The 16,264-nt window shown below is 60.7% G+C and carries 13 protein-coding genes; 5 read left to right on the forward strand and 8 right to left on the reverse strand.

Features of this window, described 5'->3' with window-relative positions; genetic code table 11:
• Positions 1–59: 59 nt before the first annotated feature.
• Entirely contained in the window at positions 60–2,501 is a 2,442-nt protein-coding gene (locus C4J90_RS11750; RefSeq protein ID WP_124414506.1) for a TonB-dependent siderophore receptor, read from the reverse strand.
• Positions 2,502–2,610: 109 nt separating this feature from the next.
• On the reverse strand, positions 2,611–4,263 hold the full coding sequence (locus tag C4J90_RS11755; protein ID WP_124419836.1) for a cyclic peptide export ABC transporter: 1,653 nt from the start codon (positions 4,261–4,263) through the stop codon (positions 2,611–2,613).
• A 189-nt stretch (positions 4,264–4,452) separates the two neighbouring features.
• Here C4J90_RS11755 and C4J90_RS11760 point away from each other — a divergent pair, with 189 nt between their 5' ends.
• Positions 4,453–5,280, forward strand: coding sequence for a N(5)-hydroxyornithine transformylase PvdF (locus C4J90_RS11760; RefSeq protein ID WP_124419837.1), 828 nt, complete (start codon positions 4,453–4,455; stop codon positions 5,278–5,280).
• A 120-nt stretch (positions 5,281–5,400) separates the two neighbouring features.
• Here C4J90_RS11760 and C4J90_RS11765 read toward each other — a convergent pair whose 3' ends face one another.
• Genes C4J90_RS11765 through pvdM form a run of 3 tightly spaced genes read right to left on the reverse strand, consistent with a single transcriptional unit; the run spans position 5,401 to position 8,930 of the window.
• The gene (locus C4J90_RS11765; RefSeq protein ID WP_124362552.1) at positions 5,401–6,273 is read right to left on the reverse strand and encodes a formylglycine-generating enzyme family protein; all 873 of its coding nucleotides are present in this window, start codon (positions 6,271–6,273) and stop codon (positions 5,401–5,403) included.
• A 30-nt stretch (positions 6,274–6,303) separates the two neighbouring features.
• The gene (locus C4J90_RS11770) at positions 6,304–7,572 is read right to left on the reverse strand and encodes an aminotransferase class V-fold PLP-dependent enzyme (RefSeq protein ID WP_124419838.1); all 1,269 of its coding nucleotides are present in this window, start codon (positions 7,570–7,572) and stop codon (positions 6,304–6,306) included.
• A complete protein-coding gene (gene pvdM, locus C4J90_RS11775; RefSeq protein WP_124419839.1) occupies positions 7,569–8,930 on the reverse strand; it encodes a pyoverdine-tailoring dipeptidase-like protein PvdM in 1,362 nt (453 codons plus the stop codon). Before pvdM ends, C4J90_RS11770 begins: the two co-directional genes overlap by 4 nt.
• 142 nt (positions 8,931–9,072) lie before the next feature.
• Here pvdM and C4J90_RS11780 point away from each other — a divergent pair, with 142 nt between their 5' ends.
• Complete coding sequence (locus tag C4J90_RS11780; RefSeq protein ID WP_124419840.1) at positions 9,073–10,701, forward strand: PvdJ/PvdD/PvdP-like protein; 1,629 nt, start codon at positions 9,073–9,075, stop codon at positions 10,699–10,701.
• A gap of 109 nt (positions 10,702–10,810) precedes the next feature.
• Positions 10,811–12,163 carry a Fic family protein gene (locus C4J90_RS11785; protein ID WP_124419841.1) on the forward strand — a complete coding sequence of 451 codons (1,353 nt, stop codon included), beginning with the start codon at positions 10,811–10,813 and terminating at the stop codon, positions 12,161–12,163.
• A 6-nt stretch (positions 12,164–12,169) separates the two neighbouring features.
• Here C4J90_RS11785 and C4J90_RS11790 read toward each other — a convergent pair whose 3' ends face one another.
• Positions 12,170–12,712, reverse strand: coding sequence for a thioesterase family protein (locus C4J90_RS11790; RefSeq protein WP_124419842.1), 543 nt, complete (start codon positions 12,710–12,712; stop codon positions 12,170–12,172).
• A gap of 108 nt (positions 12,713–12,820) precedes the next feature.
• Between C4J90_RS11790 and C4J90_RS11795 the strand changes: the two genes are divergently transcribed.
• The gene (locus C4J90_RS11795; RefSeq protein ID WP_124419843.1) at positions 12,821–13,780 is read left to right on the forward strand and encodes a GlxA family transcriptional regulator; all 960 of its coding nucleotides are present in this window, start codon (positions 12,821–12,823) and stop codon (positions 13,778–13,780) included.
• Between the two features lie 70 nt (positions 13,781–13,850).
• On the opposite strand, the gene C4J90_RS11800 is transcribed toward C4J90_RS11795, so the two are convergent.
• Positions 13,851–14,198 (reverse strand): hypothetical protein, encoded by a 348-nt coding sequence (locus C4J90_RS11800; protein ID WP_124419844.1) that lies wholly within the window; start codon positions 14,196–14,198, stop codon positions 13,851–13,853.
• 116 nt (positions 14,199–14,314) lie between these two features.
• Positions 14,315–15,037, reverse strand: coding sequence for a pirin family protein (locus tag C4J90_RS11805; RefSeq protein WP_124366789.1), 723 nt, complete (start codon positions 15,035–15,037; stop codon positions 14,315–14,317).
• 179 nt (positions 15,038–15,216) lie between these two features.
• Here C4J90_RS11805 and C4J90_RS11810 point away from each other — a divergent pair, with 179 nt between their 5' ends.
• The gene (locus C4J90_RS11810; protein WP_124414516.1) at positions 15,217–16,167 is read left to right on the forward strand and encodes a GlxA family transcriptional regulator; all 951 of its coding nucleotides are present in this window, start codon (positions 15,217–15,219) and stop codon (positions 16,165–16,167) included.
• The last annotated feature ends 97 nt before the right edge of the window (positions 16,168–16,264 follow it).

Here is a 16,264-nt window from a genome sequence, read left to right on the forward strand (position 1 = left end):
CCCCCTCCCACATTTGGATCTCCATTACTCCACAGATTGGGGAGCTTGCCGCAGTGCGGTCAGAAGTCCCAGCGGGTGCTGACCATCACGTTACGCGGCTCGCCGTAGGCGGCGGAGTTATAGAAACCGACGTTGGTGTAGTAGGACTTGTCGAAGATATTGTTGAAGTTGACCGTCGCCGACAGGTTCTTGGTGACCTGATAGCGGGTCATCAGGTCCACCAACCAGTAGGATTCCTGGGTGATGTCCTGGTTGGTTTCGAGCGGCCCGTTCCAGATCTCGTTCCAGCCCTTGGTCTGCCAGCGTACGCCGCCGCCGATGGTGAACTTGTCCAGGTCACCCTTGAGCTTGTAGGTGGTGTTCAGGTTGACCTGATGCTCAGGTTCGAAGGTGGAGATCTTCTTGTCGTCATCATCGCGCACGATCTTGTGGGTGTAGCCACCTTGCACTTGCCAGCCTGGGCTCAGTTCACCGGAGATTTCCGCTTCGTAGCCTTTGGTCACGGCCTTGGAGCCTTTGAACGCATAATTTTGCGGGGTCGGCGTCTGGTTGTTGTACGCATCGTCCGAGATCGCGCGGTTGGTCTCGTGCACTTCGAAGTAAGCGATGCTGGTGTTCAGGCGGCCCTCGAAGAATTCGCCCTTGAGGCCAATCTCGTAGTTTTGCCCTTCGTCCGGTTCCAGCAGTTTTTCGTTGCGATCCTTATAGGTACTTTCCTGCGGCTGGAAAATATCGGTGTAGCTGGCGTATGCCGAGAAGTTCTCGTTGAGGTCGTAGATCACCCCGGCGTACGGGATGAACCGGCCGGTTTCCTTGTAGGAAGGGTTATTGCCCGTCACATGGTAGTTAGCCACGCGCCCGCCGAGGATCACGTTCAGGTCATCCATCACGTTCAAGCGTGTGGTTACGTAGTAGCCTGTCTGGCGGATGGTGTCGTCGATGTACTGCTGGGCCGGGCCGTAGATCGGCTTGGAGATATGGCCATTCCAGTTATAGAAATCGACTTTATTGCCCCCCGGCCATTCCGGCGACCAGTAACCCTTGCCCTGCCAGCGCGAGGTACCGATCGAACCGCCCACCACCAGCTCATGTTCGCGGCCGAACAGGCTGAAAGGCCCGGTAGCGTAGAGGTCGGCGGAAGTGCTTTTGGTTTCGCCGGTGTATTTCTGCCCGTTGATTTCAGCGGTGCCATCGGCTGCCGGCTGGACGAACTGGATCGAACCGAGGTCGGCGTGATAGCCGTTGATCTTGTGGTCGAGCTGGAACTTGGTCACCCAGCCGTCGCCCAGGTCATGCTCGAGCATGGCGAACGCGGTACGGGTGTTCTGCTCCCAGGAACTCCAGGTGGTGCCATTGTTGTAGGAGCGCGGCATCTTGTTGATGCTGCCGTTGGAATTGACCAGCGGGAAGGAGCCGGACCAGCTCGAACCCTGCGGAACGTTGTCCTGGTAATCGAAGCCCACGGTCAGCATGGTGTCGGGGGACAGGTCGAATTCGGTGATGCCGTAGTAGGTTTCGGTCTTGCGCGAGTAGTGGTCCATGAAGGACTTCTTGTCCTGGTAAGCGGCGACCGCACGCCCACGCACATTGCCGCTGTCGGTCAGGGGGCCGCTGACATCCACTTCGCTGCGGTAGTTGTCCCAGGAACCGGCGCCCAGTTGCACGTGCCCTTTGAAATCCGCCGTTGGTTTCTTGCGGATCAGGTTGATGGTTGCCCCCAGGGAACCGGCCCCGTTGAGCAGGCCGGTGGCGCCCTTGAGCACTTCAACCCGGTCGTAGATCGCCATGTCGCTCAAGGTGTTGCCCGCCGAGTAACCGACGTTACGCACGGTGGACGGAATACCGTCGTACTGGAAACTGTTGACCGAGAAACCACGGGAATAGTAGTTGGTACGGTCGCTGTCATAGGCCGACACCGTGATGCCCGGGGTGTGGCGCATCACGTCATCCATGTTGTTGAGGCCGAAGTCTTCGATGTGCTGGCGGGTGAGCACTGTGATCGACTGCGGGGTTTGCCGGGGTGTCAGGGTCAGGCGCGTGGCGGTGGCGATGGTGCCCGGAGTATAGGAACCCGAGCCTTCAGTGATGTTACCCAGGTAGTTGGCGGTTACCTCGGTCGGGCTCAGCTCCAGCCCGCCACCCGCGCTGGCAGCAGCCACGGTCAAGGTATTGCCGTTGAGGCTGTAGGTGGTTTGGCTGCCTGCCAGCAATGCATCGATGGCCTGCTGCGGCTGCAGCTTGCCCTTGATGGCCCGGCTGTTCTTACCCTGCACATCGCCAGGGCTGTACAACACTTGCACATTGGTCTGGCGCCCGAATTCCTGCAGCGCGCTCCCCAGCGGCTGGGCAGGAATGTTCAACTCGATCTCCTGGGCCTGTACATAGCCTGCAATCGGCAGCGACACCGCCAGTGCCAGGGCACTCGGAAGAAGGTTCATGTTCAGGGCCCTGCGCATGGATAACACTTTGCTCAGGGGGCTGAGACCGAGTCGTGCTGGCATGGATACTTTCTCTTCTAGGTTTTAAGTGGGCAGTTATACGTATCTATTGAGGTTAATTCTCATTACCACTAGTGAGACGTTCCTACCTCGAAAAACCGGAAAATAAAATTCACGCCGGCTCCATCTCGTGCACCACTTGGCCGGCGCGCAGGCGCACCAGTTGGTCGGCAATGTCGAAATAACGGTCGTCGTGGCTGATCACGATGATGGTTTTGCCCAGGCGCTTGAGGTCCGGCAACAGCTCGGTGTAGAAGATTCGGCGGAAGGCCGGGTCCTGGTCGGCGGCCCATTCGTCGAACACCAGCACCGGGCGTTCTTCCAGCCAGGCGTTGACCAAGGCCAGGCGCTTGCGCTGGCCGGTGGAGAGGTCGGTGGTGCTGAACACACCGTCCTTGACACTGACCTTGTGCGCGATTTCCAGGCGTTCCAGGTATTTAGTGGCGCTGTCCAGGGACTGGGTGGCGCTGCCTTGCACCAGGTCGTCGAACAGGTAGTAGTCGGAAAACACCGTGGTGAACAGCTGACGATAGTCGTCGCGTTCCGGGTCGGTGACCGCTTCGCCGTTCAGACGAATCTCGCCGGCCTGGGGCGGGTACAGGCCCAATAAAAGCTTGATCAAAGTGGTCTTGCCGCTGCCGTTCTCACCGACGATAAACACGATGTCGCCTTGCTTGATGCTCAGGTTGATCGGCCCCAGGTGGAACGGTTCGCTGCCTTCTACCGCTGGCGGGCTGTAGCTCACGTCGCGCAGCTCGAGGCTGTTGACCACCGGCTTTGGCGCTTCACTGTCGTCCATCAACAGGTGCGGTTCCGGCGACGAGAAGCGTTCCGACAGCTCACTGATGCGGCCAAAGGCAATCTTGGCCTTGCCGACCACAGGCAGGTAACCGAGCAGGTGCTCCAACGGGCCTTTCATGTACAGCAGCACCAGCACGAACCCGGTGATTACGGTCGGATCCGGATTGGGGTTGTACGCCTGCATTGCCAGGGCCAGGCCGATGACCACGAAGAACAGCATCGAGCCAAACGTCTTGGCGAGGATGTAAATGTTCACCGAGCGCACCTGGATATCGCTGATGCGGTCGGCGGTTTCCTGGATGCGATGGGTGTTCATGCGAAACCGCCGTGGCCGGTGCATGCGCAGTTCCTTGGCGCCGGACGCGATCGCGTTGTAGTAACGCTGCAACTCGTCTTCATGGCTGCGCGCCAGGTCGAAGCCCTGAATGCCTTTGCCGCCGGCGATGAATTGCACGGCGCTGCCGATAATGATCGCCACCACCATCATCAGGAACATCGGCACGGACAGGTAGGCCAGGTAGCCCAGGCAACCGAGAGTGACCGTGGCCGCGATAGCCAGGGGCGTGAACGCGAAGGAAAAGTCACTGATGGTATCGACGTCGTGGGTCAACACCGGAATCAGGCGGTGCGAGCGATACCGTTCGATCTGCCCGATGGGCGCCGACAGCACCTTTTCGCCCAGGTCCTTGCGCAGGGCGGCGATGATTCGTTGCCCGACGTAGTTGGTGCCGATGTCGGAAATGATCGAACTGAGCAGCGCCACCACGCACAACGCGGCAAAGGTCATCACCACGCCCTGGGTCATGCCGTCGGCAGAATGCAACGCATTGTTGATGGTGGCCAGCAGCAGGGTAATGGCCAGGCCGCCGACCATGCCGAGGCCCACGGAGATCGTCACAATGGCGCGAAAGGGCCGGAGCAGGGCGAGCAAACCGTTGAAGGCGCCGCGTTTGGGGTCGGTCATAAATACATCCCGGAGAGTGAAAAGAGGGGCTGGGCACACAGACCCTTACCCATGACAAACGAAGTGTCGGCGCGACTATTTAGCCCGGTGTGCCGGCGCGGGGATAAATTGCGCGAGGGCTGATTCGTTCCTGTTGGGTAGGCGCACGGCTATTCACGCCGTACGTATTCCTTCTGCGAGAGCGAGACAATGACGAAAAAGAACCTGGTGTATGTGTGGTCCCTGAGAAATGCCGCCGCCGACAAGGCCGGGCAGCCGGTGGCCTACAAGGACCATGAGCGCTACATGAAGTCGGTACTGGAGTTTCTGGTGGGCTCGCTCAACGACACCTCGCTGGGCGACGCCTACAACCTGGTCGGCGTGGTGTATGACGATGATGAGCAAAACCCGCGGGATCAGGCACTGGTCGCCGATTACGGCTTCGCTTACCAGCCTGGCCGCCAATGGCTGTACCCGGCCGACTTGCGCGTGCAGGGCACGTTGGTCAACGACCTGCTGCTGAGCGTGCCGTCGACCTATCGCCGCCTGCCACGGGGCAGCGCTGAACATATCGCCGGCAAGCAGGATTTCGAACGACGCCTGCATGACACGCTGGTTGAATTGAACGCTGACATCGTGGTGCTGGATGGCTTGCTGGTGATCCTCGATGACCTGGTGCGCCCAGGCGCGCCGTTTGCGCGGCGCATCATGAACATCCATCCGGGAATCACGCGTATCGAATCGCCTTACGAACGCCGTGGCGCCTATGCCACGTGGAACGCGTTATACGGCGCACGCGGGCAGACGGTGGTGGACTGGGCGACCAAGGCCACCACACCTTCGGAGCCGCTGTACCTTACCGGAGCATCGTTCCACTATGTGGATAACGGTATCGATTCCGGCGAAGTGTTCCACGACGTATTGAAGACCGAGATTTCACCAGAGGACACGATCCTCGAACTGCGCTGGAACAACTTCAACAACAGCCTGTTCCCGGCGTTGCATGAAGGCCTGGAGCTGTTGGCCAAAAAAGGCTGAGCGCAATCCGAAATGTGGGAGGGGGCTTGCTCCCGATAGCGGTGTATCAGTCGACATCTGCATTGACTGAATCACCGCTATCGGGAGCAAGCCCCCTCCCACAGTGGATGCGTGTATGGCTTAGAGGTCGCGCACTACCCGAAATCCAATCCAGTCACCGCGCGTCTGCGGGTAGATGTTGTTGCGGTTGCCGGAGCGGGAAAATACTGGCGCTTCGCCCCAGTCATTGCCGCGGATCTGGTAGGCCTCACAGTTCGGCTCCACCCAGGCACTGCCGTCAGTCGGTGCGCCGATGTAGTTGGCATGCTCGCAATCGGCAACCCGCTCGTACACGTTGCCGTGCATGTCATACAGGCCAAACGCATTGGGCGGGTAGCTGCCCACCGGTGACGAATAGCTGTAGCCGTCCGCCGGGCCGTAGGTGTTGGCGTGCTGGGCGATGCTGTAGCCCTTGCCCTCGTCGAACGGGAAGGGGAACGGCCCGCTGGTGCCGGCACGGGCGGCGTATTCGCGCTGGGCCTCGCTGACCATGTGGTATTGCTGGCCGGTTTTCTTCGACAGCCAGCTCACGTAGCGCTTGATGTCGTCCATGTCCATGCACACGGCCGGCTGGCGAGGCCCCTGAGGGTAGCGCGGTTTGCTGGCGATGCATTCGCGGCCGGGGCGATCGTCGCCGTTGGCGATGGTGACCCCGGTCTGGCGCACGTAGCTGTCCCACTCGCCGGCGGTGATCTGGAAGCGGCTCATGGCGAAGGGCTTGGCGAAGGTCACTTCATGCATCGGGCCTTCGTCGGGCTCGCGGCCGACTTCGTCTTCCGGGGTGCCCATGGTGAAAGTGCCGGCGGGCAGCACCACCATTTCCGGGCAGTCCTTGCAGTCCTTGAAGACTTTGCCCGGTTGCGGTGCGGCCGCCTGGGCCAGGCCAGGGAGCAGGGCGCCGCACAGTGCGGTGAGCGCCAGGGCGGTCAGGGGTTTGAGTCGAAGGGGCATCATGTGAGCGTCTCGTTCAAATAAAAAAAGGGGTCACAGCCGCTGGCTCAGCAGCGCCATGAAGCGCTGGATTTCAGCCGAGCTGTTGAGCAGGCCGGGGGCGGTGCGAATGACCGGCCCGACATCGCGGTCCACCGCGTCGATCACCACACGGTTTTGCCGCATGTGCGCCGCTACTGCATCGCTGTCCTGGCCCTTGACCCGAAAGAAGGTAAAGCCCGCCGATAACTCCGGGCTGCGCGGCGTGACCAGTTCGATCTGCCGATGCGCCAGCAACTGTTCCTTAAGCTCGGTGTTGAGTGCGTGGATTCGCGCCTGCACCGGCGCCTTGCCCAACTGCAGGTGCAACTTGAACGCTTCGTCGGCGGCCCAGCGATGCTCGAAAGCGTGGTAGCCGCCGGGGGTCATGGTGGTGGCGAAATCCTTGTCTTCTGAGAACGTCGGCACCATCGGCGTGACGTACCTGTTCTGGGGATCTCGAGCGCACACCAGGCCGGTACCTCGCGGGCCGAACATCCACTTGTGGGTGCCGGCGATAAAAAAATCGCAATGCATGCCAGGGAAATCGAGATCTTCCACGCCGAAGCCGTGCACACCGTCGACTACATAGAGGATGCGGTCGTTGTCGTCACGGTGGCGGTTGTGTTCATCCACCAGTTGGCCGATTTCTCCGATGGGCAATTTGACCCCGCTGCCCGACTGCACCCAGGTCATGCCCAGCACACGGGTGTTGGGGCGGATATTGCGCTGGATATTGCCCAGCACTTCATCGACGGACACACGGCTGGCGCTGTCGAACAGGCGGATACGGCGCACCCGGGTGCTTTCCTTGCGCACGCGAAAATCCAGCACGTTCTGTGTCGCGTAATGCTCATGCTCGGTGGTGAGGATTTCCTGGTCGGCGCGCACCTGGATCCCGCCGTAAATCATCGCCAGCCCCTCGGACGTGCTGCCGGTCAGGGCGATCTGCGGCGGCGTGGCGTTCAGGTAGCGACCGGCCCACTCACGCACCTGGCCTTCGCGTTTCCAGGTTTCCTGCAGGTCCCAGTCCATCGTCAGGCCGGGGTTGCGGTCGATCTGCGCGCGGTAGCGCTCGATGGCCTCGCGCACCGGCCTGGGGTGCGAGGCCACCAGGAAGTTGGAAAAATGCAGGTAATCCGGGTCCTGGTCGAAAAGCTGCTTCAATCCCGTCCAGGGATCGTTGGTGGCGGCTGCCAGCACCTGCGGCATCAGCGCGGCGCCCAGCGGCAGGCTGGCGGCAAACACGCCGGCCTGCTTGAGAAAGGTGCGGCGGTCGGTCATGGGCTGACTTCGCGGTTGGCCAAGGGTTTGGCGGCTTTTTGCACCTGCTCCCATACCCGCAGGAAGTTGCCGCCCCACAGCTTGGCGATATCGGCTTCGGAATAACCACGCTGGATCAGTTCGGCGGTGACGTTGCGCACCTCGCCGACGTTCTCCCAACCCTGCAGACCGCCGCCGTCGTTGAAGTCCGAAGCGATGCCGACGTGGTCGATGCCGATCTTGCGCACGGTGTAGTCGACGGCATCCCCCCAGTCCTTGAGGGTCGCCTTGGGTTCTTCTTCGAGGATTGCGTACAACTCACTGGCGTATTGGCCGAAGCGCTGTTCGGGCCACGCGGCGATGATCGCGTCGCCCGGCATCAGGGCCATCGCCAGGTTCGGCAGGGGCGGCAGGTCGAAGCGCGCGCGCAGGGCGTTGAGCTTGTCCTGGGTCGGTTGGCTCAGGGGGCGCAGATAGGCAGGAAAGCCCACCACCTGCACCACGCCACCGCTGTTTTTGATCAGCTGCAACTCCTTGTCGCTGAGGTTGCGCGGGATGTCCACCGACGCCCTGGGTGCCGAATGGGAAGCCACCAGTGGCGTACGGCTCAATTGCGCGACCTGCTCCAGAGCCTTGGTCGACATCTGCGACACGTCGATGATCACGCCCAGGTCGTTGAGGCGTTGCACCGCTTGCTGGCCGATGGGCGACAGGCCCTCGAGGGCGTCGGCGGTGTCATTGAAAAACGGCAGCGGGCGCGATGAGTCCGCCCAGGCGTTGTTGCCGATGTAGCTGAAACCGAACATGCGCATGCCGCGCGCCGCCCACAGGTCCAGCTGGTTCAGGTCGTTGCCCAGCGGGTAGGCGTTAAGCATGCTGATGAAAATCGCGAACTTGCCTTCGCCGTGCAGGCGGCGCATATCGTCCGGGGTATAGGCGATGCCGACCTGGTTGGGAAAGTCGCGGACCATGCCGGAGATAATCTTGTAGCGCACCTCCTGCTCGTGGCGGGCCTCTTCGACAAAGCCGTCGGTGGGTTTGTGCGGGGCGTTCGGGCCGTTCCAGATTTCCGGCCAGCCGAAAATGGTCAAGGCCGCACCGGACAAGCGGCCGCGCGACGCTTTGGCCAGGTCGAACTGGCCGCTGCCATCCTTGTCGGCTTCATTGCCGGCGGTGCCGAAATCCATGGGTACGGTGATATGGCTGTCGAACGACAACAGGCGATCCTGCAGTTCGTTGGCTTGCCTGATCACCTCCAGCGGGTAGCCGGCGTTGCCCTTGAACCAGTGATCCCAGACCAGGAAACCGGCCCCGGCGGCGACGGCCAGAGCCAGCGGCAGGCCGATATACAGCGCCTTTTTCGAACGTGGTTTTGTCATTGCCATCTCAGTCAGTTGAGGCCGTTGCTATCAGGGAAGAACGAGCGATGGCAGGGGAAATTTAGCGGGCGCCGCCGGGCCGGTAAATTTCCCCGGCCTGCAAACGTTCTAGCTCTGATTAAGCCGTTTCCTAAGGTAGACAATGACGATCTCTCGACGTGGGTTCATCGCAGGCCTGGCGCTGACCGGCGCGGCCGTGCCTGCGGCCTTTTATGCCCATCGCGAGCTGACACGGGAAGACGAATTCCCGGTCACCCCCGGCGAAGCCACGGTCGACCTGGCCGACACCCAGGGCCAGCACTTGGCGAACACCTTGCGCGGCGTGTGGAACCTGCGCCTGGAAGGCCGTGATGCCGGCCTCAAGGGCCTGCCGTTGCAGGGCCTGCAGTTGCTGCTGGATGTCGCACCCCGTGGGCGGGGCTTGCGCGGGTATCTGGACACCGCTGAGAACCTGCGTGGCGACGGCGAGCCGCGCTACCGTGTCTTGGGCGATCTGCTGACGGGCGAGGGCGCGTTGCTTTATTGGCGGCTGATCGACCGTGATTCGGCAGCGGGCATTCCTGCCTACGAATTCAAGATGACCCTCGATGAAGTCTGGGCCGACTTCGGCAATGCCGGCAGCGCCACCCTCAGTGGGCAGATCCTCGACCTCGAGCGGCCGTTGGCATTGACCGAGCGCGACAACCGTTTTATCGCCCACAAACAGCTGTTCCCCGAAGCCCGCCAGCGTATCGGCCTCAACAAGGCCCTGCTGGCGTGGTTGATTGCCCCCGAACATCGCTTGTTTCACCAGCTGTGGCACGCCAGCCGTGACCAATGGCACAAACTCTCCGAGGAAAAACGCGAAGCCCTGCGCGGCATCGGCTGGCAACCCGGCCCGCGTGGCCAGGAGCGCGATGCGCGGGGCAAGCGCAAGGACCGTAACGGCTCGGGCATCGACTTCTTCTTCATGCACCGCCATATGCTCGGCACTGCCCGCTCCCTGCAGGACCTGCCGTCATGGCCGCATTTCCCCGCGCCGCAGCCGGCGCTGGAGCGTGATCGCCAGGGCTTTTTGCGTTACTTCGACAACCACGACGGCTTTGCGCTGCCGCCCTGCTGGTCGGCGCCGGACGACGCCGATTACACCCAGTGGGTCAGCGACATTAAGGCCGCCGAGACCTACCACAGCAATTTCCAGGTGTGGGAATCCCAATACCGCGACCCGCGCTACCTGGCCCGATTGACGCTCGGCCAATTGGGCTCGGAAATGGAATTGGGCCTGCACGACTGGCTGCACATGCGCTGGGCCTCGGTGCCGCGCGACCCGTCCAACGGCGCCCCGGTGCCGTTTGCCCGCGACCCTGCGGACTTTGCCGCGCGCTGGTACGCAGCGGAGAATGACTTTCTCGGCGATCCGTTTTCATCCCATGTCAACCCGGTGTTCTGGCACTTTCACGGCTGGATCGATGACCGTATCGAAGACTGGTTTCGCGCCCACGAACGCTTCAATCCCGGCGAAGTAACCCGGCTCGAGGTCAACGGCGTAGCCTGGTTTGCGCCGGGGCGCTGGGTTGAAATAGGCGACCCCTGGCTCGGCCCGGACACCCATGGCTGCAGCACCACGCCGGGGTTGCAGCAGGGGCGCTCGATGGAAATGGACCCGGAAATCATGAAACTGGCCCTGCGCATCACCTTCGGCGCCGATGAAGAACGGCTCAAAGGCCTGTTCAAGCGCGTGCCGCAGCGGCCGTGGTACGCGCGGCACTTGAAGGTCAAGCGCGAAGCGTAAGGCAGCCCGTCACAGGGTGAGGCGTCTTGCGGGTTTTACGCTGCAAACGTTGACGTCTAAGCGCCCATGCGCCACGATCAACTCAATTTTGGAAAATTGAGTTTCAGTTGTGGCAAAGATCCATAAACCCACTGATTTCGGCACGTTATTGAGTCGTCACGGCTTGCAGGTGTTCGAGCTTGCACGCATTTTCAAGGCAGTCGATGACAAAGGCCGGTATCTGCATTGGGATGAATTTCGCCGTTACCCCACACCCGGCGTCGATAAGGAAGCGGCATGGGCCGCCATCAAGATGTCCCGGGCCTGTGCAAGCAAGACCCTTGAGCTCAAGAGCGAATGCGGTAGCGCTTTTTTCTTATGTTCCACGGATTTCAGTGATGCGGTGGTTCACGCCGTCGAGTCTGTGACCTCCAGCCTGGGCGGTGCAGCAGCAGCGTCTCCTCAGTACCGCGATAATGCTCAGTACCTGGTCGATTCATTGATGATGGAGGAGGCCATCTCCAGTGCCCAGCTGGAAGGTGCGGCGACTACGCGCAAAATCGCCAAGGACATGCTGGCCAAGGAGCGTGCGCCGCAGAATGATGATGAGCGGATGATCCTCAACAACTATCACCTGATGAAACATGCCAAGTACAACCAGGGCGAAGCGCTATCTGTCGCGTTGATCTGTGAGTTTCATGCCATCGCAACGGCGGGTATTGAAGAGGACGATGTTCGCCCTGGGCATATCAGGACGACCAACGATATTTTTGTTGGCGGCGCCGGGAATGAAATCATTCATCAACCACCTCAGGCCGCAGTGCTGCCGGACAGGCTCGAGGCGCTTTGCAGGTTTGCCAACGATCAGCATGACGGCCAAGGCGGCGCGCACTTTATCCATCCAGTGGTCAAGGCCATCATTCTTCATTTCATGCTGGGTTATGAACATCCCTTCAGAGACGGCAACGGTCGGACCGCACGGGCTTTGTTTTATTGGTTCATGCTCAAAAGTGGTTATTGGCCCTTTGAGTACATTTCCATCAGCGCACTGCTTAAAGAAGCCCCCATGCAATATGGGCGTTCGTATATCCATACGGAAACCGATGGGTTCGATCTGACCTATTTCGTCATCTATCAGTTGCGAATCATCGAACGCGCAATGAACGAATTCATGTTGTATTTCGAGGGTAAAAGACGAGAAGCCGTAGAGCTGATGAGCTGGTTGGATGCCCTTGATTTAAAGGAGGGGTTGAATTACCGACAGGGCCATTTTTTGAAGAAAGTGCTGCAACATCCTGGGCGCATTTATACGCCCAAGGAACTCACCCATGACTATGACATTTCGGAAAACACCGCACGCAAGGATCTTGAAAAGCTGGTCGGTATGAAACTTCTGTTCAAGGTACAGGAAGGAAAAAGTTTCCTATACATCGCGCGGGATGATGCGCAGGCCAACTTGAAGAAGCTGACACCTGCGGGTTGAGCGCTTTCAAACCTGTTCTTCATCCCGCAACTGCCCGCTCATTGCATCGCAACTGCGCGCCCAGTCGCTCATCCATTGCGGCACCGGTGGCGAGGTCTCATCCAGGCCCAGCGCTCGCACGAACTCCGCGGGGGGCAGGGTGCCCTTGGAGGAGCGAAACAGCCCACGTATCACCACCACGCCGATGACTCGGCCATTGCTGACAAACCGGTGCTCCATCAGGCTCCATTTGTGGTCCCAGCCGAGCATGCGGGTGTGCACTTCGAATACTTCGAACAGCTTCAGCTCCCGGCGAAACTTGCCCCAGGTATCGCCCACGATCGGCACGGCTTTGTTGCGCAAGGCCACGCGAAACGCGCCCGTGCGCAGGACGAAATCCATGCGGGCCACATCCGCCAGGGAAAAATACCGGCCATTGGTGACATGCCGGTTGAAGTCCAGGTCCAGCGGCCACACGCGCATGCGCACCACGGTGGTGGCCAGGCCATGCGCCGGTGTGCGCCAGGGGCGACGCAATAACATGCGCAACAGTCGAAACCATAAATTCATAAGTACACCAGGCAATTGATCGATGCTGGCACTGTACTGACGTGGAATCGGCTAAGGTAGGTGCGCAAATGACTTATTTCATGCGAAAAGCGCAAGTGGGTTTCTAAAATGCACATTACCTTGCTGCTGGCGGATCAATGTTCGGCGGCCAACGCTACCCTGGCCATGGAAATGCTCAGCGCAGCCAACTTGTTCGCCGACAATCCGCCCTTCGAGGTGGTAATGGCTTCCCTGGATGGCCAGGCGGTGACGACCTGGGGCGGGCAGCGCCTGCAGGTGCAATGTTCTCTGGCTGAAGTTATGCGCACTGACTTGGTGTTGATCCCCGGTTTTCTGTTTACGTTGAAACAAGCCCTGCCGACGTTTGCAGCTTACGGGCCGTGGCTGCGCGAGCAACACGGGCAAGGCGCGGTGCTGGCCTCAATGTGCACGGCTGCCTTTTTGCTGGCCGAGTCAGGCCTGTTGCACGGTGCGCGCGCCACCACCCACTGGGCATTTGCCGCGTTGTTCCGGCGCCGCTATGCCCAGGTCAGCCTGGATGACGCACAGATTCTCTGCGAAGAAAACCGCTTGATCACCTGCGGCGGCGCGACGGCGGCGATGGACCTGATGCTGCACCTGATCCGCCGCTTCGGCTCACCGGAGCTGGCGCATACCTGCAGCAAATACTTGCTGATTGACAACGTGCGCACCGAGCAATCGGTGTATGCGCTGTGGTCGTTGCCCAAAAGTCACGGCGATGGGGAAATACTGCGGGTGCAGCATTGGCTGGAGCAGCACTTCGCCCAGCCGGTGGTGATCGATGACGTGGCGCAGCGCTTCGGCTTTGGCGTGCGCAATTTCAAGCGCAGGTTCAAGGACGCCACCGGCTATACGCCCATCGGCTACCTGCAAACGCTGCGCCTGGAGCGGGCCAAGCAGATGCTTGAATCGACCCGCATGACCCTCGACAGCATCACCTACGCCGTCGGTTATGAAGACAGCAACTCGTTTCGGCGCCTGTTCCAGCAACGGGTGGGCATGTTGCCCGCCGCGTATCGGAGGAAGTTTCTGGTTGTCGCGTCCTGAGCGCCTGAATCAGAGACGAAAAAAAACCGGCTGATCAGGCCGGTTTGGGGTGTCCCTTCAACAGCGGGAGTTATACCTGGTTGCTCGGTAGGCGATCCGCACCGCCTTCAGCCAGGCCACGTTCCTGCAAACGGTCCGCACCGCCTTCAGCCAGGCCGCGTTCCTGCAAGCGATCAGCACCGCCTTCGGCCAGGCCACGTTCCTGCAAGCGATCCGCACCGCCTTCAGCCAGGCCACGTTCCTGCAAGCGATCTGCACCGCCTTCAGCCAGGCCGCGTTCCTGCAAACGGTCCGCACCACCTTCGGCAACGCGGGTTTCAATCAGGCGTTCCGCGCCGCCTTCAGCGACTACCGGGTGGGCGAAAGCGTTTGCAGCCAGTACCGAGAAAGCGAGGCTAAGCAAGAGTTGGCGTTTCATGAGTGTGTGCTCCGAGTGTCTTGGTTGGGTGCCGTTTGGCATGGGTTTGATGTTACGCGTCGCAGTTTTTAAGAGAACTTCATTGCGCTGATGGTGACTATCGATGCCAACAATGGTCATGGCATCTGCGGCAGTTCGTTGGGGCGCAGGTCGAACACCAGCACCTCGGCGTCTTCGCCGTGGCTCAGGCGAATCTCGCGCTCGTCCCGTACCCGCACACCGTCGCCTTCCTGCAAGCGCTGGCCATTGAGCTCGACGCTGCCGCGTGCCACATGGATGTAGGCGTAGCGATCCGGCGCCAGGTCCAGTTGCGCGCTTTCATCGCCATCGAACAACCCGGCGTACACCCGCGCATCCTGGCGTACGTTCAACGAACCGTCGGCGCCATCCGGCGAGATGATCAACTGCAGGCGCCCGCGTTTTTGCGCTTCACTGAAGTGCTCCTGCTGATAGCGCGGCTTGGCGCCGGCTTCGTTGGGCACGATCCAGATTTGCAGGAAGTGCACGCCCTGGCGCTGGCTGTGGTTGAATTCGCTGTGGGCCACGCCGCTGCCGGCACTCATCAGCTGCACATCACCGGGACGGATCACCGAGCCGGTGCCCAAAGTGTCCTTGTGTTCCAGGGCGCCTTCGAGCACATACGAGAAGATTTCCATGTCGCGGTGCGGGTGTTGGCCGAAGCCTTTGCCGGCGGCGACGCGGTCATCGTTGATCACCAGCAGGTCGGAAAAACCTTGCTCCTTGGGGTTCCAATAGTTGGCGAAGGAGAAGGTGTGGAATGACTTCAACCAACCGTGATTGGCGGCACCGCGTTCGGAAGCTTTGCGAAGGGTCAGCATGGTCCAGTCCTCAAGTGAGCGCGGGCTGCGAAATGCAGGGCGCTTGCGTTGAGAAGAAGGTTAATGGTTAACCGTAAATTCATTAAGAAGATGAAAATTGAATAACTGTCATCTCTGAGTTGACAGTAAAGTCATGCCATAATGCTCGTCGCCTTTCTACTTGATGGACATTCCCACCTATGAAAACCGTGGCCATGGCGCTGTTCCCGGACTTCCTGCTGCTCGACATGGCCGGGCCGCTCGAAGTGTTTTCGATTGCCAACCGCTACCTGCCGGCGGCCGACCACTACCGCATCCTCACCATCGGTACCGAACCCGGGCCGTTGCGTGCCTCCAATGGCGTGATGGTCCAGACCGACCTGCTGCTGGAGCAGGCCCAGGCGAACTACGACCTGCTGCTGGTTCCGGGCGGCCCGGGTGCCTATAACGAATGCCACCCCGCGCTGCTGCCCTGGCTGAAGGCGGTGGCGCCACGGGCCCGGCGTTTCGGTTCGATCTGCACCGGCGCCTTTGTGCTCGGGCATGCCGGCTTGCTTGACGGGCACCGCGTGACCACTCATTGGCACTACACCGAGCGCCTGATCAAGGCGTTCCCCTACGCCATGGTCGAGACCGATCGCATCTACCTGCAGGACCGGCGCCTGATCACCTCGGGCGGCGTCACTGCCGGTATCGACCTGGCCCTGTCGATTGTCGCCCAGGACCATGGCAAGCAAGTGGCGGTAGATGTGGCCAAGGTGTTGCTGGTGGTGATGAAGCGTCAGGGTGGCCAGGCCCAGTTCAGCCCGATGACCGCCGCCGTGGCGCCCCAGGAAACCGCGATCACCCGCGTGCAGCACCATGTGCTGGCGCATCTGGACCAACCCTTTACCATCGAGTCCATGGCCGAGCTGGCCGGCATGAGTGCGCGCCACTTTGCGCGGCTGTTCGCCAAGGAAGTGCAGATGACGCCCATGGCGTTCCTGCAAGGCGCGCGCATCGACCGGGCACGGCAGTTGCTGGAAACCACCGATTTGCCGCTCAAGACCGTGGCCTTCCACGCCGGCTTCGGCAGCGTGCGGCATATGCGCTTTTTGTTCAGTGAAAAGCTCGGCCTGAACCCTACCCAATACCGACAACAGTTCAGTTAACGACACAATGTCCGTCTGAGGCACCCGATTGTCCGTATCGCTCCCTGTGCCGGGATTGTCCTGTCATCCCTAGCTGGCAAGATAAGCCCGAGCCCAC

The sequence above is a fragment of the Pseudomonas sp. R2-60-08W genome (assembly GCF_003852335.1).
Taxonomy (GTDB): domain Bacteria; phylum Pseudomonadota; class Gammaproteobacteria; order Pseudomonadales; family Pseudomonadaceae; genus Aquipseudomonas.

Excerpts from the sequence above, each read along its gene's own strand:
- C4J90_RS11750 (WP_124414506.1), bottom strand. The coding sequence starts at position 2,501 with ATGCCAGCACGACTCGGTCTCAGCCCCCTGAGCAAAGTGTTATCCATG.
- C4J90_RS11755 (WP_124419836.1), bottom strand. The coding sequence starts at position 4,263 with ATGACCGACCCCAAACGCGGCGCCTTCAACGGTTTGCTCGCCCTGCTC.
- C4J90_RS11760 (WP_124419837.1), top strand. The coding sequence starts at position 4,453 with ATGACGAAAAAGAACCTGGTGTATGTGTGGTCCCTGAGAAATGCCGCC.
- C4J90_RS11765 (WP_124362552.1), bottom strand. The coding sequence starts at position 6,273 with ATGATGCCCCTTCGACTCAAACCCCTGACCGCCCTGGCGCTCACCGCA.
- C4J90_RS11770 (WP_124419838.1), bottom strand. The coding sequence starts at position 7,572 with ATGACCGACCGCCGCACCTTTCTCAAGCAGGCCGGCGTGTTTGCCGCC.
- pvdM (WP_124419839.1), bottom strand. The coding sequence starts at position 8,930 with ATGACAAAACCACGTTCGAAAAAGGCGCTGTATATCGGCCTGCCGCTG.
- C4J90_RS11780 (WP_124419840.1), top strand. The coding sequence starts at position 9,073 with ATGACGATCTCTCGACGTGGGTTCATCGCAGGCCTGGCGCTGACCGGC.
- C4J90_RS11790 (WP_124419842.1), bottom strand. The coding sequence starts at position 12,712 with ATGAATTTATGGTTTCGACTGTTGCGCATGTTATTGCGTCGCCCCTGG.
- C4J90_RS11795 (WP_124419843.1), top strand. The coding sequence starts at position 12,821 with ATGCACATTACCTTGCTGCTGGCGGATCAATGTTCGGCGGCCAACGCT.
- C4J90_RS11800 (WP_124419844.1), bottom strand. The coding sequence starts at position 14,198 with ATGAAACGCCAACTCTTGCTTAGCCTCGCTTTCTCGGTACTGGCTGCA.
- C4J90_RS11805 (WP_124366789.1), bottom strand. The coding sequence starts at position 15,037 with ATGCTGACCCTTCGCAAAGCTTCCGAACGCGGTGCCGCCAATCACGGT.
- C4J90_RS11810 (WP_124414516.1), top strand. The coding sequence starts at position 15,217 with ATGAAAACCGTGGCCATGGCGCTGTTCCCGGACTTCCTGCTGCTCGAC.